This is a genomic window from Streptomyces bobili, from assembly GCF_002154575.1.
Classification (GTDB): Bacteria; Actinomycetota; Actinomycetes; order Streptomycetales; family Streptomycetaceae; genus Streptomyces; species Streptomyces bobili.
On the sequence record NZ_MUBA01000124.1, the window covers coordinates 14,093 to 29,149 of the forward strand.

17 protein-coding genes are annotated in these 15,057 nt (G+C 70.9%); 9 read left to right on the top strand and 8 right to left on the bottom strand.

Features of this window, described 5'->3' with window-relative positions:
* Positions 1–227: 227 nt before the first annotated feature.
* Entirely contained in the window at positions 228–1,115 is an 888-nt protein-coding gene (locus tag BZL64_RS11345; protein WP_086768654.1) for a LysR family transcriptional regulator, read from the bottom strand.
* 169 nt (positions 1,116–1,284) lie between these two features.
* On the opposite strand from BZL64_RS11345, the gene BZL64_RS11350 reads away from it, so the two are divergent.
* From BZL64_RS11350 to BZL64_RS11365, 4 genes are all read left to right on the top strand, one after another.
* On the top strand, positions 1,285–2,442 hold the full coding sequence (locus tag BZL64_RS11350; protein ID WP_086768656.1) for a M20/M25/M40 family metallo-hydrolase: 1,158 nt from the start codon (positions 1,285–1,287) through the stop codon (positions 2,440–2,442).
* Positions 2,439–2,990, top strand: coding sequence for a hypothetical protein (locus BZL64_RS11355; protein ID WP_143663081.1), 552 nt, complete (start codon positions 2,439–2,441; stop codon positions 2,988–2,990). The genes BZL64_RS11350 and BZL64_RS11355 overlap by 4 nt, the downstream gene beginning before the upstream one ends.
* A gap of 131 nt (positions 2,991–3,121) precedes the next feature.
* Positions 3,122–3,706: a hypothetical protein gene (locus BZL64_RS11360; RefSeq protein WP_086768660.1), complete on the top strand. Its 585-nt coding sequence runs from the start codon at positions 3,122–3,124 to the stop codon at positions 3,704–3,706.
* A gap of 143 nt (positions 3,707–3,849) precedes the next feature.
* Positions 3,850–4,494, top strand: coding sequence for a dihydrofolate reductase family protein (locus BZL64_RS11365; protein ID WP_086768662.1), 645 nt, complete (start codon positions 3,850–3,852; stop codon positions 4,492–4,494).
* Between the two features lie 51 nt (positions 4,495–4,545).
* Here the strand turns inward: BZL64_RS11365 and BZL64_RS11370 are convergent, their stop codons facing one another.
* The 3 genes from BZL64_RS11370 to pdxR all read right to left on the bottom strand — a co-directional run bounded on the left by BZL64_RS11370 (position 4,546) and on the right by pdxR (position 8,310).
* Positions 4,546–5,376 (bottom strand): alpha/beta fold hydrolase, encoded by an 831-nt coding sequence (locus tag BZL64_RS11370; protein WP_086768664.1) that lies wholly within the window; start codon positions 5,374–5,376, stop codon positions 4,546–4,548.
* A 198-nt stretch (positions 5,377–5,574) separates the two neighbouring features.
* Complete coding sequence (locus BZL64_RS11375) at positions 5,575–6,690, bottom strand: PP2C family protein-serine/threonine phosphatase (protein ID WP_086768688.1); 1,116 nt, start codon at positions 6,688–6,690, stop codon at positions 5,575–5,577.
* 192 nt (positions 6,691–6,882) lie between these two features.
* Complete coding sequence (pdxR, locus tag BZL64_RS11380; protein ID WP_244205303.1) at positions 6,883–8,310, bottom strand: MocR-like pyridoxine biosynthesis transcription factor PdxR; 1,428 nt, start codon at positions 8,308–8,310, stop codon at positions 6,883–6,885.
* A gap of 46 nt (positions 8,311–8,356) precedes the next feature.
* Here pdxR and BZL64_RS11385 point away from each other — a divergent pair, with 46 nt between their 5' ends.
* The 3 genes from BZL64_RS11385 to BZL64_RS11395 all read left to right on the top strand — a co-directional run bounded on the left by BZL64_RS11385 (position 8,357) and on the right by BZL64_RS11395 (position 10,281).
* Positions 8,357–9,298, top strand: coding sequence for an aldo/keto reductase (locus BZL64_RS11385; RefSeq protein WP_086768668.1), 942 nt, complete (start codon positions 8,357–8,359; stop codon positions 9,296–9,298).
* Between the two features lie 154 nt (positions 9,299–9,452).
* The gene (locus BZL64_RS11390) at positions 9,453–9,905 is read left to right on the top strand and encodes a hypothetical protein (protein WP_086768669.1); all 453 of its coding nucleotides are present in this window, start codon (positions 9,453–9,455) and stop codon (positions 9,903–9,905) included.
* Between the two features lie 106 nt (positions 9,906–10,011).
* The gene (locus BZL64_RS11395) at positions 10,012–10,281 is read left to right on the top strand and encodes a hypothetical protein (RefSeq protein ID WP_143663083.1); all 270 of its coding nucleotides are present in this window, start codon (positions 10,012–10,014) and stop codon (positions 10,279–10,281) included.
* Between the two features lie 306 nt (positions 10,282–10,587).
* On the opposite strand, the gene BZL64_RS11400 is transcribed toward BZL64_RS11395, so the two are convergent.
* From BZL64_RS11400 to BZL64_RS11410, 3 genes are all read right to left on the bottom strand, one after another.
* Positions 10,588–11,697: an ABC transporter substrate-binding protein gene (locus BZL64_RS11400; protein ID WP_086768673.1), complete on the bottom strand. Its 1,110-nt coding sequence runs from the start codon at positions 11,695–11,697 to the stop codon at positions 10,588–10,590.
* A gap of 133 nt (positions 11,698–11,830) precedes the next feature.
* On the bottom strand, positions 11,831–12,226 hold the full coding sequence (locus BZL64_RS11405; protein WP_086768675.1) for a hypothetical protein: 396 nt from the start codon (positions 12,224–12,226) through the stop codon (positions 11,831–11,833).
* Positions 12,227–12,377: 151 nt separating this feature from the next.
* Positions 12,378–13,208, bottom strand: a complete 831-nt coding sequence (locus BZL64_RS11410; protein WP_086768677.1) for an SDR family oxidoreductase — start codon at positions 13,206–13,208, stop codon at positions 12,378–12,380.
* Positions 13,209–13,354: 146 nt separating this feature from the next.
* Between BZL64_RS11410 and BZL64_RS11415 the strand changes: the two genes are divergently transcribed.
* Positions 13,355–13,843: a DUF6882 domain-containing protein gene (locus BZL64_RS11415; protein WP_086768679.1), complete on the top strand. Its 489-nt coding sequence runs from the start codon at positions 13,355–13,357 to the stop codon at positions 13,841–13,843.
* A gap of 103 nt (positions 13,844–13,946) precedes the next feature.
* Positions 13,947–14,294, top strand: a complete 348-nt coding sequence (locus BZL64_RS11420) for a VOC family protein (RefSeq protein WP_086768690.1) — start codon at positions 13,947–13,949, stop codon at positions 14,292–14,294.
* 21 nt (positions 14,295–14,315) lie between these two features.
* Here BZL64_RS11420 and BZL64_RS11425 read toward each other — a convergent pair.
* On the bottom strand, positions 14,316–15,057 hold a 742-nt coding region (locus tag BZL64_RS11425), incomplete at its 5' end, for an IS200/IS605 family accessory protein TnpB-related protein (protein ID WP_143663084.1).

Below are 15,057 nucleotides of genomic sequence, written 5' to 3' on the forward strand. Positions count from 1 at the left end.
GCCGGAGGTGTCCGCATCTCACTGCCCGTGGGTGATGTCCGGTCCCGCTCCCGTCGTGGACGGGGCGGGCGCGGCGCCGAGCACTCACTGGGAATGGTGCCCCTTGCCCCCGCATCCGAACGGCAGGGCAGGGCTGTGAAGGTCGAGATCACCCCGGACGTGCGCGCGACGGCCCCCCTGCTCGGGGCAGGCGTCCCCCTACGTGCTGTGGTCGGGGCGGCGGCCGGTCACGGGGATGTGGTGGCGTGGAGCAGTTCGCGCAGTTCCAGGGCCGCCGGGAGTGGGGTGAGGGGCAGCGCGACGTGCACGGTCCGGCGGAGGGCGGGGTCGGAGAGGTGGCGCAGGACGAGTCCCTCGGGGACCGCTCGGGCGGCGAGTGAGGGGACCAGTGCGACGCCCAGGCCCGCGCCGGCGTAACCGAACTTGCCCGCCCACTCCGCGATGCGGATGATCTTCCGGGGGGTGAAGCCCGCTCGTGTGCAGGCGTCGGCGAGCATGGTGGGACGGTCGCCGTAGGCACTCTGCAGCCAGGCCTCGTCGCGCAGTTCGCGCAGGTCGACCGTCTCCGCACCGGCGAGGCGGTGTTCGCGGGGGAGTGCGACGAGGAGTTCGTCCTCGCACAGGACGGTGGTCGTCACGCCGTCGGCCTGCGGCAATCCGGACGGGTAGTCGCTGACGACGGCGATGTCCAGGGTCGCGTCCGCCAGGCGCCGCAGCAGGGTGTCGGTCGGGCCCTCGACGGCGACGACCTCGACCTCCGGCCTGGTCTCGCGGAGCGCCCGCAGGGCGGTGGGCAGCAGCGAGATGTTGGCGGTGGCGAACGCGCCCACGTGCAGCAGTCCGCCATGACCCGTGTGCAGTACGGCCAGTTCGTGCTCGGCCCGGGACAGCCGGTCGAGGACCTCCACGGCGTGCCGGTGCAGCGCCCGGCCTGCCGGAGTGGCCCGTACGCCCCGCGGGAGCCGCTCGAACAAGGCGCCGCCCGCCTGCTGCTCCAACGTGGCGATCCGCCGGGACACCGCGGACTGCGTGTAGTTGAGCCGGGCGGCCGCTCCGGTGAACGACCCGGTCTCGGCCACGGCCACGAGCAGTCGCAGTGCGTCGGTCTCGAACACGGTCCTCCACCCATTCCTGCCACTCATTGATCCCATGCAATCTAGTCGCTGGTGGAATGCCTGGCGCACTTCTAACGTCGGCTGCACGGCGCCGCCCGGCCCGGGGGACCGGGCAGCGGCCATAGTGATGGAGCGTCATATCCGTGAGGAGCAGGTGTTGTTGACGACAATGCTGGCCGATCTGGAGGAGCTCGTGTGCTGCGAGTCCTTCTCGGCCGACCACGCCGCCGTGGCGCGCAGCGCCGACGTGGTGACCGCCCTCGGCACGCGGCTGCTGGGGGCGGAACCGGAGACCATCGTGATCGAGGGAGTGACCCATCTGCGGTGGGCCTTCGGCACTCCGCGGGTCCTGCTGCTGGGCCACCACGACACGGTCTGGCCGATGGGCTCGCTGCGGACCCACCCCTGGTCGCTGGCCGGCGGGACGGCGCGCGGTCCCGGGGTGCTGGACATGAAGGCGGGCCTGGTGCAACTGTTCCACGCGCTCGCCTCGTTGCCGTCACCGGACGGTGTGTGCCTGCTGGTCACCGGGGATGAGGAGGTCGGTTCCCCGACCTCCCGGCGGCTGATCGAGGACACCGCGCGGCGGTCCGCGGCGGCCTTCGTGCTGGAGGCGTCCGCGGACGAGCGGGGCGCGCTCAAGACGGCACGCAAGGGCACGTCGCGGTACGAGGTGGTGGTGCACGGCAGGGCCGCGCACGCCGGTCTCGAACCCCACAAGGGGGTCAACGCGGCGGTCGAGGCCGCCCATCAGGTGCTGGCCGTCGCGGGAATCGGGGCCACGACGGCCCCCGCGGATGTCACCGACTCGGACGGTGCCTCTCACCCCGCCCTGGGAGCCGCCACGGTCACGCCCACCCTGCTGTCGGCGGGCAGCACACGCAACACGGTGCCCGCGCTGGCACGGGTGTCGGTGGATGTGCGCGTGCCGACCACGGCGGCGCAGGACCGGATCGACACACGCATACGAGGCCTCACCGCCCGCACACCCGGAGCCCGGCTGGAGGTACGGGGCGGCGGGCAACGGCCGCCCATGGAACCGGAGTCCTCCGCCGAACTGTTCGCCCTGGCCGCACGGCTCGCCGCCGAACTGGGCCAGGAGCCCCCGCGGGGGATCGCCGTCGGTGGCTCCTCGGACGGCAACTACACCGCGGCGGTGGGCTGTCCCACGCTGGACGGCCTGGGCGCGGTGGGCGGCGGTGCCCACGCCGACACCGAGTACGTCGACATCGCGCACATGGTTCCCCGTACCCGACTGCTCGCTGAACTCATCACCCGGACCCGGCGATGGCCCGAGCCCGGCCCTACACGAGGCGGTATGTCATGAGACAGAGGACGAACGGCTCAGGACCCGGACCGGGCCCGGGACGCGGACCCGGATCCGGCCCAGGGATCGGGCGCAGCCTCGGCCTCGGCCAGCTGCGCGGCAGCTACCCCGTCGCAGGGCTGATGGGCGGTCTCGCGCAGATGGCACGGCGGTGTCTCGTCGCGCTGGCCATCGTCCTGCTCGGCGCGCTCATCTGGTACAGACCGCGGGACGCGTTCGTCAGGGGCGCCGTGACGGTGGCCGTGGTCCTCCTGCTGTTCGGCCTGAAAGCGGCCTGGGCTCGTGCGACGGTGAGGTGGGGCCTCAACCGGTGCCACCTCTACACCGGCGGCCTGGTCGTCACCAGCATCGTCGGCCGTGTCCGGGAGGCGGTGAGGTGGGACGACGTGAGAGAGGTGAACAGGCTCAGCAACCAGTCGGTACTTCTGGCCTTCCACAGGATCGAGATCGTACGCCGCGACTACACCACGGTGACCTTCCTCGCCCTGGGCCTGCAACCCGCCCTGGTGGAGGCCCTGCTGAACGAGGTGGACCGCCCTCGTCCTTGAGGGCAGTCGGGCCGCGTAGCTGTGGCAGGCGATCTTGCTGCGCATGCTGAGGGACACGCCGCGGCGCGTAGGCTGACACCTCCCACCCGGCCGGAACGGCGCGAGGGTACAGAGCGAAACGGAGGGGTTACGTGAACCACGCGCAGCTGGTGGCCCTGGGCCGTGCCCTGCGGGTCCTGGGCGAGCACGGCGAACAGCTGTCGCGGGACACCCCGGACGTCGCGCTGCACGAGATCCGGGCCGACCTGACCCGGGCCCTGTCCCACCTCGACGAGTCGATCACCGGCCCGAAGCCGACGACGCGCTGCCAGGAGCACCCGACCGGCCCCGTCGACGACAGCGCACGGGATCTGTGCCTGCTGTGCGAGACCCGGCGCAGAGCGGCGCCCAAGCCGACATCCCAGGATGTCTACAGTCCGCCGGCCGTCGAGCGGGAGGTCAGGGTGCGGTCGCGTTACGGCATCCGCGAGGAGCGCCCCCAGCCGCAGGAACGGTGGGTGCCCGAGATGTGGAACGGCCAGGCCTGGCAACTGTGCGGCACGCCCCGGCGTGACCGGCGTGAGGCGGAGCAGTACATCACGGCACAGCGACGCGAGGCGAAGGCCGCCCCCGCCTATCGCGTGGTGCACGCCTTCACCGATCACGTCGTCGTCCGCACCTGGGGCAGTCCGGACGTGCCGTCCGGACGGCACCGTGATGTGCAGCAGGATTTCTGAGCGGCGGCCTGCAGCGATCGAGGCAGCGGCCTCCAGCGATCGGAGCACGGTGAATGTGAAGCCGTCGCCGTCGCGGCGATGAGTCTGCCGGCTCCCACAGGTCTATCTTCCGAACGGGACAACCAACTCATCGGGAGCAAGCCATGGGGCTCATCCACATCGAGCTGTTCGCCACCCTCGACATGGTCGGGCAGGCGCCCGGCGGCCCGGACGAGGACCCGGAGGGGTTCCCGTTCGGCGGCTGGCAGGCGCCCCTGCTGGACGAGGTCGCCGGCGCGCAGATCGGCGCCGCGTACGAGGGCACCGATGCCCTGCTGCTCGGCCGGCGGACGTACGACCTCTTCGCCTCCTACTGGCCGCACCAGAAGGGCGGCGAGGACAACGAGATCGCAACCCTCTTCAACAGTGTCCCGAAGTACGTGGCCTCCCGCGGCAGGCCCGACCTCTCGTGGGCCGGGTCCACGCAGCTCGGCCCGGACCTGGCCGGCGCGGTGCGCGAGATCCGCGACCGGCACGAGCAGGTGAAGGTCGTCGGGAGCCTGAACCTGGTGCAGACCCTTCTGCGCGAGAAGCTCTTCGACCGTCTCGACCTCTGGGTGCACCCGATCATGCTCGGCGTCGGGAAGAAGGTGTTCGACGGTGGCGAGGTGCCCACGAACGTCACCCTCCTCGAACCGCCCGCGGCCGGCCCGAGCGGCACGGTGTTTCTGCGCTACGGGCTGGCCGACGGCACACCCCGGACGGGAGACATGAGCGCACCCGATCGTGGCGTAGGGCGCGACACCTGAAGCCGCCCGCGCCAGGCGGGCCGGTACTCGGCTGACAGGATCCGGGTACGTCTACGACCGCAGGAAGGCGAGGATGTCGGGGTTGAGGATCTCGGGGTGGGTCGACAGCATCCCGTGGGGGAGACCTTCGTAGGTCTTCAGCGTTCCCTCGCTCAGCAGCTTGACCGCCAGCGGCGCCGCGTCCGCGTAGGGGACGATCTGGTCGTCGGTGCCGTGAGCGACGAGAACGGGGACGTCGATCTGCCGGAGATCCTCGTTGAAGTCCGTCTCGGAGAATGCCTTGACGCATTCGTAGTGGGCGTTGGCGGCGCCCATCATCCCTTGTCGCCACCAGTTGTCCACCAGCCCCTGTGACACCTTCGCGCCGGGCCGGTTGAAGCCGTAGAACGGACCCGAAGGGACCTCGACGTAGAACTGCGAGCGGTTGGTGGCGACGGCCGTACGGAATCCGTCGAACGTCTCGATCGGCAGGCCGCCCGGGTTGGAGTCCGACTTGACCATGATCGGTGTCACGGCGCTGACGAGTACGGCCTTCGCCACCCGGCCCGGTGCGGCGCGGGCGACGTAGCGTGCGACCTCGCCGCCGCCGGTCGAGTGCCCGATGTGGACGGCGCCCCGCAGGTCGAGCGCGTCGGTGAGGGCGGCCACGTCGGAGGCGTAGGTGTCCATGTCGTGGCCGGTCGCCGTCTGGGTGGAGCGGCCGTGACCGCGGCGATCGTGGGCGATCACCCGGTAGCCGTGCTGCAGGAAGAACAGCATCTGGTTGTCCCAGTCGTCGGCGCTCAGCGGCCAGCCATGGTGGAAGACGATCGGCTGACCGTCGCGGGGACCCCAATCCTTGTAGAAGATGACGGTGCCGTCGTCGATGGTGACTGTGCCCATGACGGAAACCTTCCGCTTGATCGGCCGGGGTCGGCGGCAGTGCGCGCCGCGAGGGAGGAGGGCGCGGGGCAGCACGCCGAAGCACGCCTCTCCCTGTGCGGAGGGCAGCCCCCTGCGCCACTGGAAACCGTACGCTCATGCCGGCCACCGGGCACTTCAGGCGGCCGTTCCGAGCCGGTGCGCACGCCGTCGGTGGTGTCAGTGACCGCCGATCCCGCCGTGCCAGTCCAGGCAGATGACGCTGGCGTCGTCCCGGGGACGGCCGTGGCAGGCGTCCTTCACCGCCTCCGTCAGCTCTTGGACCGTCTGTCTCGCGTGCAGGTGGCGGGTCCGGCGAAGCAGTACGGGCAGGTCGACCGAGGCGGCTTCGCGGTCCTGCATGCCGTCGGTGAGGAGGATGATCCGGTCGCCGGGACGCAGGTCGAGTTCCTGGACGCGGTAGGGGACCGGGGAGGGGACACCGAAGGGCAGGTTGACGGAGAGGGGAACCTCCTGCACGACGCCGTCGCGCAGCCGCAGGGGCCAGGGATGTCCGGCGTTGACGAGTTCGATGCGCGCCCGTGTGAGGTCGACGCAGAGCAGTTGCCCGGTCGCCATGGCACCGCGCCCGTGGGCGAGCAGCGCCTGGTGGGCCTGACGCGCTTGCTCGGCGACGTGGCATCCTGTGCGCCGGGCGCCGCGCAGGGCGCCGAGCAGCAGGGTGGCCAGCAGTGCCGAGTCGACGTCGTGGCCCATGGCGTCGGTCAGCGACAGGTGCAGGGCGTCGCGGTCCAGGCTGTAGTCGTAGGTGTCGCCACCGATGTCGTCCGCGGGTACGAGCGCGCAGGCGAGGGTGAACTGGGGCGCTTCGCAGCAGGACGCGGAGGGAAGCAGCTGATGCTGGATCTCCGCCGCCAGTGTCAGCGCGGTGGTGCGCTGCCCCCACTGGTACGCGTCCGTGAAGCGACGGTCGGTGACGATGATGTAGGCGAGAGTGTGGGCGGCCTCCGACACGTCTCGCAGCACGTCCCCGTCGGTGTGGGGGAGTGTCATCTCCAGGACACCGATGCAGTCGCCACGGTTGGTGACCGGTGCGATGACCCGCTGCCTGCCCTCGGCGTCCTGCTCGTGGTGCAGTCGCTGATCACGGAGAACCAGTTGGTGGACGCTGCCCTGCAAGGGGATGCGAACCGGGCTGGTTCCGCCGGCTCCGGCATCGTCGGCAGCGGCGAGCCGCACGAGCTCCTGGCCGACGAAATCCAGGAACAGAAAGGACACCGAGACGGCACCGAAGCGCTTCTGCACGTAACGTGCCACGACATCGACGGAGTCCATCGGCGCGGCGTCCTCCGCAGCGGCAAGGACCTCTCCCAAGGCGAACTCATCGGCCACGACAACCTCCTGACTGGTCGCCCATACGTCTTTCCGCTACCGGTCGAGACATCCCTGGCCGATCCGCGACACCGCCCGCGCGAGTGATCCGCAGACGGTGAGGACGGAGTGGAGCCCGCTCCGAGCGGCCCGGCGTCAACGATCCTCAGGCTCCGCCGACGTACGCAGGGCGTCGCGCAGGAGTGCGACGGCCGCAGGGATCTCGGTGTCGCCGATGTTGCCGTACCCCAGGACGAGCGCCCGGTCGGCCGGCCGGTTCGCGCGATAGTCGTCGAGGTCCGCCAGGCGCAGCCCGGCGGCGCCCGCCGCCCGGACCGTTCCGCGGGTGTCGGTGCTGTCCGGCAGGTGCAGCAGGATGTGCAGCCCGGCGGCGGTACCGGTGACCCGCGCCTCCGGCACCTGGGTACCGAGGGTCCGGATCAGCAGGTCGCGGCGGGACCGGTACCGTCGCCGCGCAGTGCGCAGGTGGGCGTCGTACCATCCGCGGTCGATGAAGGCGGCGAGGGCGAGTTGGTCCAGCACGGGCGGTGCGGCGGCGACGAGGTTCGCCGCCCGGAGCGCCCGGGTCATGGCCGGTGGCGCGACCAGCCAGCCCAGACCGAGGGCCGGCGACAGCGTCTTGCTGACCGAGCCGAGGAGGAAGACCCGGCCGGGGTCCATCCCCTGCACGACGGCGACCGGGGGGCGGTCGTAGCGGAACTCGGCGTCGTAGTCGTCCTCGATGACGAATCCGTCCACGTCGCGGGCCCACCGCACCAGACGGGCGCGGCGCGCGGGGGACAGCACCGTGCCGGTGGGGAACTGGTGTGCCGCGCCGACGACGACGGCCCGCGCCGGCGTTCGCGCGAGACGGTCGACGCGAAGCCCGTCATGGTCCACCGGCACCGGATGCACGCGCAGGCCGGCGCTGGTCGCCGCGTCCCGCAGCCGCCCCCACCCCGGCTGCTCCACCGCCAGCTCGGCGATCCCCTCGGCGCGCAGCGCCCGGCACGTACGGACCAGCGCGTCGGTGACGCCCGCGCACACGGACACGGACCCGGCGCCGGTGTCCGCGCCGCGCGAGCGCCGCAGGTACCGCGCGACGGTGGTACGCAGCTCCGCGTGCCCGGCGGGGTCCGGCAGGCCGAGGTCGTAGTGGACGGCCGAGCCGGTGACCGCCCGTACGGCGTCCGCCCAGCGGCGGCGCGGAAACGCCCGCAGGTCGGGCAGGCCGGGTGCGAGGTCGTACCGGATCGGGGGCCGCGCCGGTTCGCGCGGCACCCGGGGACCCGGCGGCGCGGCGTCCGGTAGCCATGCGACGCGCGTGGCGGAACCCACCCGGGCGGATAGGTAGCCCTCCGCGACGAGTTGCCCGTACGCCTCCGTCACGACCCAGCGGGAGCAGCCGAGTTCCTCGGCGAGCGCTCGGCTCGGTGGCAGGACGGCGCCCTCGGCCAGCCGGCCGTCCCGTATCGCCGCGCGCAGTGCGTGCGCCAGCCGATCGTGCAGGCGGCGCCGCCCGCCGTCCGCGGGGCCGACGTCGAGCAGTGTCGCCCACGCGAGATTGGTCCGGGAAACAGCCACGACATTGGAGCGTACCGCCGATCCGAATCCGCATAGCGTGAGGGACATGACGGAGAAACTGGCCCTCGGGGCCATGCTGTTCGGGACGGTTCTGGACGAACGACGGTCGTTCGAGCTTCTGGACCGCTTCGTGGACGCGGGAGGCGTCTGGATCGACACCGCCAACTGCTATGCGTTCTGGGCCGATCCCACAGGCTTCGGCGGGCAGAGCGAGAGCTTGCTCGGACGCTGGCTGGCAAGCCGGCCGGGCGTCCGCGACCGGATCAGGATCAGCACCAAGGTCGGCTGCGAGCCGACCGTGTCCGGACGATTCCCGGAGTCGGCCGAGGGCCTGTCGGCCGAAGTGGTGAAAAAGGGGATCGAGGCCAGTCTCCGCCGACTCGGCACGGACCACGTCGAGTTGTACTGGGCTCACAAGCCGGATCCGGCCACACCGCTGGAGGAGACCGTCGCCGCCTTCGGCGAACTGATGTCCGCCGGGACGGTCGGCCGGCTCGGATGCTCCAACTACCCCGCCTGGCAGGTGGATCGGGCCCGGCAGCTGGCGCGGGCACACGGCAGCGCCGGCTTCACCGCCGTGCAGCAGCACCACACCTACCTGCGACCGCGGCCGGGAACCGGGCCCAGCGTGGTGCACCGCTTCGGTGCGGTCACCGACGAGGTGCTCCACTACCTGGAACACCATCCGGACATGGAACTGTGGGCGTACACGCCGCTGCTCAGCGGTGGCTACACCCGCGCCGACAAGCCGCTGCCGACGGAGTACGACCATCCCGGCACCGCCCGCCGACTCGAGGCACTGGACGCGATCGCCGCCGAGACCGGCACCAACCGCAACCGGGTGGTGCTCGCCTGGCTGACCGGAGGCAACCCCGCCGCCACACCGATCGTCGGCGTCAGCTCGCCCCGGCAACTGGACGAGGCGCTCGCCGGAGTGACCCTGAAGCTGGACGCCGAGCAGCGCGAACGGCTGGACTCCGCGAGGTGACCGGGTGCGCCGGATGGCGCGCCCGGTGACGCGGGGTGAGCCCCCACGTCAGTCTGCTGAGTGGTTTAGTCATCGGCCCCGGTCAGCGGCGTCCTCCTCTGCCTACGCTCCCTCTGTGTAGTCAAATGACTACACGCGGTGAAAGGGGAGTGGAATGCGTTTCCAGTCTGTGAGCCGACTGACGGCCGTTGCCTCGGCAGTTCTGTTACTGCTCGGCGGGGCGGCGACCTCCGCGCAGGCGGCACCTGGACCCGTCCTGTACTCGATCGACTTCTCCAACCCCCAGGAGCGTGACGACAACAACCTGCCCGAGCCCTACGGCCGGATCTACCTGCAAGCGCCCTGGGACCAGCAGACCGCACTGTGGGAGCACCCGGACGTCGGCATCAACACCCCCACCCTTCCGCGCTATCCGGACGCGAGTCTCTACGAGACGCGGTTCGTCGACCACCCCGTCATCGAGGTGTGCGCCTTCGTGGACGAGGACGACACCGGCATCAACGTCGACGACGTCCTCGCCGCCGGTTGCGTGCCGTTCGAGGGTCCCGGTGAGTACACCATCACCGGCGACGACGGGTCGGTCACCATCCACCTCTACCGCGTCTGACCGAGCGCCTCACGCCGATCGTCCGTCAGCCCCGCCGCAGCCTGCCGAGGCCGCGGCGGGGCTGACGCACGATGACCGCGGGTCCCCGGAGTCGAATCGCCCGTCGGTGACCACGGCCGAACCCGCCGCACCCGGCTCGGCCGAACCGGTCGTGCTTGTTGTGCTCGTTGTGGTCGTCGCGCTCGGCCAGTCCGAGGCGGTGGAGCCCGCGCCCTCGGTCTCACCCGGCTCGCACGCCGTGGACGCGAGCATCGCGGCGACAGCGGCGGTCCCGACGGCACAGGACTTCCAGCTCCTGGGCCGTGCTGACGTCTCACGGTTGTTGCAGACAGCACTCTTCATGGTGTTCCCCCGTGGCCGGCTGTGCCGGCCTTGACTCTCGGCTTTCGGTCTTCCACGACAAGGCGAGTCCCGACGGCGACGCGTCGTGACCGTCCTCGTCGGGCTGGTGCGCCGACACATCGTCCGGCGACATCGAGACTAGGAGAGCGAGAGTGCCGACGGCGTCCGGCGGAAGGCCGGAGTCGCCGTCAACTTCCGGTCGTTAGCCGCTCCTTGAGGTAAACCCTGCGCCGACGGGCAGAGTCAACCGCAGACTGACCCGTCAACCCTGGGACGTGAGACCGACCACCCCGACCACACCGGCCGAGCCGCCGCCAGGGGGTCCCGGTGGGTGGCTCGTTCAGCCGGTGTGGAGGATCCGGAACCGATCGGGTGCGGCCGGATCTCGGTCGACGACCTGGACCGGCGCCCAAGCCCACTGCCAGACGCTGATGCCCGGCGTGCGGGAGAACCGGATCTGCCCGCGGGTGCCTTCGACGGTTACCTGTGGCCAGGATTCGGCGGTGCGCGTCCGGTCCACACCATGGGAGCGCAGCACATCGGCGAGAACGAGGACCGTGTCGTAGCCCTCGAAGGCGACAAAGGAAGGCGCCTCGGCCAACCGCTCGCGGAGGACCGTCTCCACCCGTGCACCGAGAGGGCCGAGGCGATCGGGCAGGTACCGCAGGAAGGGGATCGCGGCACCCTCGTCGCCCAGTGCCGCCCACTCGGCACACTCCGGCTGTCCGGCCGGAGCACCGATCAGGATGCCGGCGAGGCGCCGGTCCCGGCGGACGGACCTGACGATCGACACGGCCGGCTCCGGGTGGCCGACCAGAAGGAGAAGTGCTGTCGCACCGGCGTCGACGAGTTCGTCACAGATGGCCGTGGGAGTGAGCGCGCGCATGTCGAGTTCGATGACACTGCCGCCCCGTGGAACGAGGTGGTCCCGCAGAATGCGGGTCCCGGAAGCCCAGTAGACGCTCGGCTCGACTGCTACGGCGATGCGGCTGTGGCCCGCTCCGAGGAGGAAGTCCGCGTAGATCTGCCAGCCGTGGGACTGCGCCGGGGCGAGGCGAGCCACCCAATCCGTCGGCTGTTCGGTGAGCGCGTCGAGAACCGCTGACGAGCAGAGGAACGGCAGACCGACGGCATCGGCCCTGGCGGCAGCGGCACGAGCCACGACACTGTGATACTCCCCGGCCAAGGCGGCCACGCCCAGGCCGGCCAGCTCATCCACGGCCGCCGCGGCCCTCCGCGGATCAGCCGCGGTGTCCCGGACCACCAGCTCCAGCGGCCGTCCGCCGATCCCGCCGGCGTCATTGACGTCGTGAACGGCCGATTCGAGCCCGGCGAGCAGGTGACGGCCGGCCTCGACCCAGCCGGGCCGGGTCAGCGGAACCAGCGCGCCGATCCGGACGGATGCTCCGTCGGCCCGCTCCGCACCGGACGGCGATGGTGACGTACTCATGCGTTGGCGCTCCCATGTGACGATTCGTGCGTTGGCGGGCCCTCGAAGCGGCTCATCCGGCGGGGCTACGACCGCGACGGCGATCAGCACTCCAACCGAGACCCGGATCACGTCGCGGCCCCGCGCCTTCGTCCTACCAGAGTGTGGACGGTCCCGAGACGACCCAGCCGGCGTCGGTCGGCTTGACCCAGAAGCCCAACGACACCTCGATGATCCGCGCGCGGTAGGTGATCTCGACGTAGAAGTGGCTCCCGGCGTGACCCCAGTGAAAGCTTGCGAGATCCAGCTCGCGGAGCCAGGACAGGTTCCGCTCCCACTCGGTGGCAGGCGCCGGGCCGCGACTCGCCTCGTCCGCATCGGCGCCGGCTCCGACCGAGCCGGTCCAGAGCGCCTTGAGCACATGCCGGACCGATGTGTGATCGACGAGCTGTTCGGCCTCAGGAATCCGCCCGGCTCGGAGCAGAATGAAATAGCGGCGAACGACCGCTTCGACGTCGGTCTTCTCAGGTTGCTCCGTCCAGGTCTCCACCGCGAGAGCATACGGGTGGGATCACGCCACTGAGCGATCCGCGTCACCAAGGAGGAGGTCCAACTGCGGGTGCTCTTCTTGACGTCGGACCGGACCAGACCCCGGACCCGGACGCGGGCGACCCCCAAAGGACCACCGCACCGCCGCCCCTTCAAGCCGTCGGCATGAGGAACTGGTGGCCGCCGCGCAGCGTCGTGCGCAGCCGCCGCTGGGTCGCGCGGCTGTCGAGACGTACGTCCAGGGGTCCGGGGAGGGTGCTGTCCGCCCGCAGGCCGGCGGGCAGCCGGGAGCCGTCGAGTCCGTCGCGCCTGGCTATGAGGATGCCGAGTTCGTGGCGGCTCAGGGCATCGCTTCCACCGAGATGGTGGATGCCGTTCGACTCTCCCGACGCGAGCTCGATCAGAGCCGTGGCCAGGTCGGTCACGTGTACCGGGCAACGGACGTCGTCGGTGAACAGGGCGCCGGCGCGAGCCCCGGTGGCGAGTTCGTGCACCGTACGTTCGTGGACGGACCGGCCGTCGCCGATGATCAGCGAGGTACGGGCGACCACGGCGTCCGGCTGCACGAGAAGGATCCCCGTCTCCGCGGCGGCCTTCGCCGCCCCGTACGGGGTGATGGGATCGGGCAGGCAGGACTCGTCGTAGTGGACGCGGGTGCCGGAGAACACGGCGTCGCTGGAGACATGGACCAGCCGGCTGCCGGACTTCGCCGCAGTCATCGCCAGCCGGACAGGGCCCTCTGCCGTGACCGCCCAGTCCGCCATGCCGCTCGACGCGTTGATGACGACACGAGGGCGGACCTCGGCCATGACCGCTTCGACACGTGCGGGATCCCGTAGGTCGAGGGCGTGCCACTGGACCCCTGGAATGCTCTGGGGCCGCCTGGTCGCGTAGGTCGCCGCGGTCGGGTGCCCGGCCACCGCCGCTTGCCGGACCAACTCGGCACCCAGGAATCCGGATCCACCGACGATCAACACTGTCACGACACGACACACTAGTCCGGCTGGGCCGGGCGACGACCCGAGGGAGTTGTCGGAAGGGCCCCACTCGAACGCTTGCCGCGACGTCTTCCGCCGCTCGCGGCGACGGGTGAGAGGATCTTGCCGACAGTGGTGGGTGAGGAGACACGATGAACGACCGCTCGAACCATGACCATCCGGGCTGGGAGGCGGTCGTGGACGCCGCCCGAGAGCGTGCCCGCTCGCGACAGGCCCTCATGGTCGAGCGCTTCGGCCTGTCGGGGGACGTCCGGTACGAGTGGTCGATGGACGACGCGCGGATCACGTGGTGGCGTGACGCGAAGGTGTTCCTCAGCGGCCGACTCACGATGATCGGCAGCGTCAGCCTCGCCCAGCAGACCTGGCTGTGGTCCTGGGCGAACGAGTCGCTGCCGCAGGCCGTCCTGGGCGACATCGAACGGGTGCGGCGGTTCGGTGAGGAGAACGGCTTTCCCGTTCTGCCTTGGCCGGGCTTCGGCTACCAGCCCGAACTGGTGGCCGAGGCGCGACTGGTCGCGGCTTCCGTGCTCGACGCCGAGGGGCTATGGGCCGAGTCGACGGACGACGTGCAACTCCACTTCATGATCCACGATCTGGTGCCCGTCGCCGATGGGCAGTGACGGTCACACGGACCGTCTGACCGACCTGCGTGCGGAAGCGGATCCGAGGTAGGAGACTGCTGGTGAGCCGAGGAGACACGCCATCACCCACGTGGAGCCGTCGATGACCGTTCGCCGTGTCATGCCCGTCGTCCAGTCGGACGCGATGCCGGAAAGCCGGGAGTTCTACGGCCTGCTGGGATTCGACGAGGTCATGGATCTCGGCTGGATCGTCACGCTTGCCTCGCCGTCCACTCCGGCGGCTCAGGTCAGCTTCATGGCCAGCGACAGGACCGCTCCGGTCACGCCGGACATGAGCGTCGAGGTGGATGACGTGGACGCGGCGTACGCGGTCATGCGGGACAGCGGCGCGGAGATCGTGCACCCGTTGCGGGACGAGGAGTGGGGCGTACGGCGGTTCTTCGTCCGCGACCCCAACGGCCGAGTGATCAATGTCCTGAGCCACCGCTGACAACGCCTGCACGTACCGTTCCTAAAGGCTGAGCGGGAGTGAGTCCTGTTGCCAGGTCTCCTGCTCGGCCGAACGCCCCGGACGGTGTTGGGCGTTCTGGTTGCCCGCGTTCGCTCCGCGTCCGGCGCCGACGGATCGTGTCCGTGGTCCGGGGATGCGGGGGCGGGTTCCCTCACGCCCAAGGACGCCTGGTCCGGCCTGGACGGTCCGATGCCCCGCACGATCTCTCCGGTCGTGTGGGGGCGGTGCCGTCCGTCGCCGGATCGGGTGTCCCTGGGCGCGCCTTCCGATCGCCACGGCAGCCGCGTCGTGGCGAGTGGTCTGACGGGTCGTGCCGGTGAGGGGTTTCTGCCAGTGCTGGGCGCCCCACCGGCTGGTGTAGGCCGGGTCCACCGCGATGACCGCGACACCCCTCTGGTCGGCCATCGAGGCCAGCCGGGCGCGGAGCTTGGCGGTGGGCATGCCGGAGATCAGTTGGCGGAACCGCTTTTTGCGGCCGTGCTTCTCGCGGGTCTTCTCCGCGGCGAAGTCCAGGTCCTCCACCGCGATCGCCTTCACACCGCAAGCTCGGGCCCAGTGCAGGAGGCGGGTGAGGGCGTGGCGGACCTGGGCGTCGCGGTGCTCGGCGGTGCCTCTGAGGTCGTAGGAGAAGCGGCGCGGGGCGCCGGTGGGGTTGCCGTGGGCGTCGAGGCGCCAGGCGGCGAGGTGGTCGGCGTTCATGTCGACGCCGACCACGCCGTGCGCGAGCGCCGCCTCCAGCGGG